The sequence below is a fragment of the Pseudomonas sp. GL-RE-29 genome, assembly GCF_019947275.1.
In the GTDB taxonomy this organism is placed as follows: Bacteria; Pseudomonadota; Gammaproteobacteria; order Pseudomonadales; family Pseudomonadaceae; genus Aquipseudomonas; species Aquipseudomonas fluorescens_A.
This window is the reverse complement of the sequence record NZ_JAGYGD010000046.1, coordinates 35,250-41,311: the sequence shown is the minus strand read 5'-3', so window position 1 is coordinate 41,311 and position 6,062 is coordinate 35,250. Positions and strand designations below refer to the sequence as shown.

The 6,062-nt window shown below is 60.4% G+C and carries 5 protein-coding genes; 1 reads left to right on the top strand and 4 read right to left on the bottom strand.

Annotation, left to right across the window (positions count from 1 at the left end; translation table 11 throughout):
• On the bottom strand, positions 1-702 hold a 702-nt coding region (locus KGB21_RS26910; protein ID WP_223507242.1), incomplete at its 3' end, for a TPM domain-containing protein.
• 153 nt (positions 703-855) lie between these two features.
• Positions 856-1,461: a LemA family protein gene (locus KGB21_RS26905; protein ID WP_034151479.1), complete on the bottom strand. Its 606-nt coding sequence runs from the start codon at positions 1,459-1,461 to the stop codon at positions 856-858.
• 237 nt (positions 1,462-1,698) lie between these two features.
• Between KGB21_RS26905 and bglX the strand changes: the two genes are divergently transcribed.
• Positions 1,699-3,990: a beta-glucosidase BglX gene (gene bglX, locus KGB21_RS26900; protein ID WP_223507241.1), complete on the top strand. Its 2,292-nt coding sequence runs from the start codon at positions 1,699-1,701 to the stop codon at positions 3,988-3,990.
• 280 nt (positions 3,991-4,270) lie between these two features.
• On the opposite strand, the gene KGB21_RS26895 is transcribed toward bglX, so the two are convergent.
• Positions 4,271-5,428, bottom strand: a complete 1,158-nt coding sequence (locus tag KGB21_RS26895) for a phospholipase D-like domain-containing protein (protein WP_223507240.1) — start codon at positions 5,426-5,428, stop codon at positions 4,271-4,273.
• A 1-nt stretch (position 5,429) separates the two neighbouring features.
• Positions 5,430-6,020 (bottom strand): YceI family protein, encoded by a 591-nt coding sequence (locus KGB21_RS26890; RefSeq protein ID WP_034151476.1) that lies wholly within the window; start codon positions 6,018-6,020, stop codon positions 5,430-5,432.
• Positions 6,021-6,062 lie beyond the last annotated feature (42 nt).

The window sequence follows — 6,062 nt, the reverse complement described above, 5'->3', positions numbered from 1 at the left end:
GCCCCCGCCACTGCTGCCACCAAAACCTCCACCGCCGAAACCACCGCCCGAGCTGCCTCGACCACCACCCCCGCCGCTGGGCAGGATACCGAGCATCTGGCAGATGAAAATCGTCAGGATGAACAACATCACCAGAAACACGAACAAGCCCGGATGCCGCGAAAGGAAATCGCTTTCCTGATTGCTGCCGGAGTCATACACCGTGGACGGTTCATCCAAGGGATTACCACCCAGCACCACCAGCATCGCCGCGACACCGTCGCTGATGCCTTTGCTGTAGTTGCCAGCCTTGAACGCCGGGGTGATCACCTGATTGATGATCACCGAACTCTGCGCATCGGTCAGGCGATCTTCCAGGCCATAGCCGACTTCGATGCGCAATTTGCGCTCATCGCGCGCGACGATCAACAGAGCGCCGTTGTTCTTGTCCTTCTGCCCGATACCCCAGTAGCGCCCCAGTTGATAGCCGAAGTCGGCAATGTCGGTGCCCTGCAGGTCCGCGAGCGTGACCACCACCAGTTGCTCGCCGGTGGTTTTTTCATGGGCCTGGAGCTGCTGCGTGAGTTGCTCGCGCACTGCGGGCTCGATCATCTGGGCGTTATCCACCACCCGCCCGGTCAGCTCCGGAAATTTCAATTCAGCCTGGGCCGCCAGGGCAAACACCCAGAGCCACAGCATCAGGCCTGTTTTCAACGCTCGCATTGGCTACCTCTATTACACATCTACCCCCCTGTAGGAGCTGCCGCAGGCTGCGATCTTTTGATCTTTAACTGTTCCGAAAAGATCAAGATCAAAAGATCGCAGCCTGCGGCAGCTCCTACAGGGATGTTTATCCGACATCAAAGGACGTTGGATTCAGAATTTCACCTCGGGCGGCTTTTCCGACCCCGGTGTGGCTTCGAAGGTCTCGCGCACCGGCAGGTTGCTGTACATCACGCTGTGCCACAGGCGTCCGGGAAACGTGCGGATCTCGGTGTTGTACTTCTGCACCGCGAGGATGAAATCGCGCCGGGCCACGCTGATCCGGTTCTCGGTGCCTTCCAGCTGGGATTGCAGGGCGAGGAAGTTCTGGTTGGCCTTCAGGTCCGGATAGCGCTCGGACACCACCATCAAGCGACTCAAGGCACCGCTGAGCTGATCCTGGGCCTGCTGGTACTGCTTGAGCTTTTCAGGGTTATCCAGAGTGGAGGCGTCGACCTGTATCGAGGTGGCCTTGGCCCGGGCCTCGATCACGGCGGTCAGGGTTTCTTTTTCATGGGCCGCATAGCCCTTGACCGTTTCCACCAGGTTGGGAATCAGGTCGGCACGGCGCTGATACTGGTTCTGCACCTGACCCCAGGCCGCCTTGGCCTGCTCATCGAGGGTCGGGATGTTGTTGATGCCGCAAGCGGTCAGCAACGTCGCCAGCACGAGCAATGTGGCGACTTGCAGGCTCGACCGATAGGTCTGTCTTACATTCATCAGAGTGATGCTCCCTTCACATTTCATGGAAAAAACAACCGGCGACCCTCTCGGCCGGCTCTTCGGGCATAATCGGCGCGGCACTGGATTGCGTCGGGGCAAATGGGCTAAAAGATGCCCTGCGCAAAAAACCGCATCCGGCATTTTTTGAACCGGTACCCGAACAACAATAGTCGCTCCCTAAATTTTGGCTGGCCGGCGTGTACATCGCCGTTTGGGCCCTTGAGAAAACTATTCATGAAGAAGCTGTGTTTGCTGGGCCTGCTCGTCAGCCTGGCCAGTCATAACGTATTGGCCGCCACGACGCCCGCACCTCTGGAAAACAAGGACGCCTTCGTCAGCAACCTGATGAAGCAAATGACCCTCGATGAAAAAATCGGCCAGTTGCGCCTGATCAGCATCGGCCCGGAAATGCCCCGGGAGCTGATCCGCAAGGAAATCGCCGCAGGCAACATCGGTGGTACGTTCAACTCGATCACCCGCCCGGAAAACCGTCCGATGCAGGACGCGGCCATGCGCAGCCGCTTGAAGATCCCGATGTTCTTCGCCTACGACGTGATCCACGGTCACCGCACCATTTTTCCGATCCCGCTGGCCCTGGCGTCGAGCTGGGACATGGACGCCATCGGCCTGTCGGGGCGCATCGCCGCCAAGGAAGCCGCAGCTGACAGCCTCGACATCACCTTCGCACCGATGGTCGACATCTCCCGCGACCCGCGTTGGGGCCGTACTTCCGAAGGCTTCGGCGAAGACACCTACCTGGTGTCGCGCATTGCCGGCGTGATGGTCAAGGCATTCCAGGGTGCTGGCGCCAACGCGGCTGACAGCATCATGGCCAGCGTCAAACACTTCGCCTTGTACGGCGCGGTCGAGGGCGGTCGCGACTACAACGTGGTCGACATGAGCCCGGTCAAGATGTACCAGGACTACCTGCCGCCGTACCGCGCCGCGATTGACGCCGGCGCTGGCGGCGTAATGGTTGCGCTGAATTCGATCAACGGTGTGCCGGCCACTGCCAACACCTGGCTGATGAATGACCTGTTGCGCAAGGATTGGGGCTTCAAGGGCCTGGCCGTCAGCGACCACGGGGCGATTTTCGAGCTGATCAAACACGGCGTCGCCCGCGATGGCCGTGAAGCGGCGAAGCTGGCAATCAAGGCCGGCATTCACATGAGCATGAACGACACCCTTTACGGCAAAGAACTGCCGGGGTTGTTGAAGGCTGGCGAGATCCAGCAGAGCGACATCGACAACGCTGTGCGTGCGGTGCTCGACGCCAAGTACGACATGGGCCTGTTCAAAAACCCGTACCTGCGCATCGGCAAGGCTGAGGATGATCCGGCCGACACCTACGCCGACAGCCGCCTGCACCGCGCCGAGGCCCGCGACGTCGCGCGTCGCAGCCTGGTGCTGCTGAAAAACCAGAACGAAACCCTGCCGCTGAAGAAAACCACGAAAATTGCGCTAGTCGGTCCGTTGGCCAAGGCGCCGATCGACATGATGGGCAGTTGGGCCGCCGCCGGTCGCCCTGCTCAATCGGTCACCCTGTTCGACGGCATGACCACCGCCCTCGGTGCGCAATCGACGCTGATCTACGCCCGTGGCGCGAACATCACCAGCGACAAAAAAGTGCTCGATTACCTGAACTTCCTCAACTTCGATGCCCCGGAAGTGGTGGATGATCCGCGTCCAGCCAATGTGCTGATCGACGAAGCGGTAAAAGCCGCCAAGGACGCTGACGTGGTGGTCGCCGCTGTCGGCGAATCCCGTGGCATGTCCCACGAATCGTCGAGCCGCACCGAGCTGAACATCCCGGAAAACCAGCGTGAGCTGATCCGCGCCTTGAAAGCCACCGGCAAACCGCTGGTGCTGGTGTTGATGAACGGCCGTCCGCTGTCGATTCTCGAAGAGAAGGAACAGGCCGACGCGATCCTGGAAACCTGGTTCAGCGGCACCGAGGGCGGCAATGCCATCGCCGACGTGCTGTTCGGCGACTACAACCCGTCGGGCAAACTGCCGATCACCTTCCCGCGCTCGGTCGGCCAGATTCCGACCTACTACAACCACCTGAGCATCGGCCGGCCGTTCACCCCGGGCAAACCGGGCAACTACACCTCGCAATATTTCGATGACACCACCGGCCCGCTGTTCCCGTTTGGTTTCGGCCTGAGCTACACCGATTTCAACCTGAGCGACATGGCCCTGTCGTCGACCACGCTGAACAAGACCGGCAAGCTCGACGCCAGCGTCACGGTGAAAAACACCGGCAAGCGTGACGGCGAAACCGTGGTGCAGTTGTACATCCAGGACGTGACCGGCTCGATGATTCGTCCGCTCAAGGAACTGAAGAACTTCCAGAAAGTGATGCTCAAGGCCGGCGAACAGAAAGTCGTGCACTTCACCATCACCGAGGACGACCTGAAGTTCTACAACACCCAGCTCAAGTACGCGGCGGAACCGGGCAAGTTCAATGTGCAGATCGGCCTGGACTCACAGGACGTGACGCAGCAGAGTTTTGAGTTGCTGTAACCCGAAACACCACGACCCTCTGTAGGAGCTGGCTTGCCAGCGATGGCGGTTTAATATCCAACGAAGATGTTGAATGTTATGGCCCCATCGCTGGCAAGCCAGCTCCTACAAGGGCATCGCGTAACATCCAGCGACGATGTTGGATCGTTATGGCCCCATCGCTGGCAAGCCAGCTCCTACAAGGGCATCGCGTAACATCCAGCGACGATGTTGGATGTTATGGCCTCATCGCTGGCAAGCCAGCTCCCACAGTGGTTTGTGGGTGTTCAGGAGTTCGGGATCAACCCCGCCGATCCAGCAGATTCACCACCAGCCGATCCACCCATCCCCATACCCGCTGCTTGACCCGTCGCCACAGCGGTCGGCGTTGCCATGCCTCGAGGCTGACTTCCTGGCTGAGCGTGAAGTCCTTCTCGAAACTCGCTACCACGTCCCGGGTCAGTCCGGGGTCCAGCGCTTCGAGGTTGGCTTCGAGGTTGAAGCGCAAATTCCAGTGATCGAAATTGCACGAGCCGATGCTCACCCAGTCATCGATCAGCACCATTTTCAGATGCAGGAAACACGGCTGGTATTCGAATATCTTCACCCCGGACTTGAGCAGTCGCGGGTAATAGCGATGCCCGGCGTAGCGCACTGAAGGGTGATCGGTGCGCGGTCCGGTCAGCAGCAGGCGCACATCGACGCCACGGGCAGCAGCCCGGCGCAGCGAGCGGCGGACTTTCCAGGTCGGCAGGAAATACGGGGTCGCCAGCCAAATTCGCTGGTGTCCGCTGTTCAAGGCACGAATCAGCGATTGCAGAATGTCCCGGTGCTGGCGGGCGTCGGCATAGGCAACGCGGCCCATGCCCTCGCCGGTTGAAGGTACGCGGGGCAGACGCGGCAAGCCGAAATGCGAAGCGGGTTTCCAGGCACGCCGGTGGCGGTTGGCGATCCATTGGCGGTCGAACAGCAGTTGCCAGTCGAGCACCAACGGGCCGGTGATTTCCACCATCACTTCGTGCCACTCGCTGACGTCTTCACCCGGCGTCCAGAATTCATCGGTGACACCGGTGCCGCCGACCACTGCCATGCTCTGATCGACCAGCAACAACTTGCGGTGATCGCGGTAGAAGTTACCCACCCAGCGCCGCCAGTTCAGGCGATTGTAGAAACGCAGCTCCACCCCCGCCGCCGTCAATCGCTGTCGCAGGGCCAGAGTGAGCGCGAGGCTGCCGTAATCATCGAACAGGCAGCGCACCCGAACGCCGCGCTCGGCAGCCTGGACCAACGCCTGAACCATGGCCTCGGCGCAGGTACCCGCCTCCACCAGATACAGCTCCAGTTCGACCTGTTCTTCGGCGCGGGCAATCGCCACCAGCATGCGCGGGAAAAACTGCGGGCCGTCGATCAGCAGTTCGAAGCTGTTGCCTTCACGCCAGGGAAAAATCGCGCCAGCCATGTCAGCGCGCCGTGAAAATCAGCACCGCACTCACCGGCACCGACAGACTGATGGCCGACAGACCGGCGACCTTGCGCAGCGTTTCCAGGCCGGGCGCCAGCTCGAAGTCTTCGGCATTGATCACCACGGGTTCCAGAGTCACCACTTGGAAACGCCGGTCATCCAGGCGAGTGGCCAGCAGTTCGGCGTTATAGGTGTGTTGCTTGCCATGCAGATCGACGGTCAGCGGCAGGCGTAACTCCAGTTGCGCACCGGGGGCGAGGTCGTTGATCGGGCGCAGATCGATCTGCGTGGTCACCAGCGCTTCGGCAAAGGTCTGGACCTCGAACAGCTCCTTGCGCATGCGTTCGTCGCGCAAGGGAATGCCGCTGTTGATCGATTCCAGCTCGACTTCCACTTCGGCCTTGCCGCTGGGATCGACTTTGCCGTGCAACACCAAAAAGCGCTGCACTTCGGAGATATTGGCGTTTTTGGTGCTGACGAACGACAGCCGCGAGGACTCGCCGTCCAGATACCAATCCGCATTGGCCGACAACGACGCGCCGGCCAACAGCAGGAGGGAGAGGGTTTTGATGATGGACCGCTGGAACATAGAGACTCGTTGGGGCAGATAAACCTGTGCTGAACCTTAACT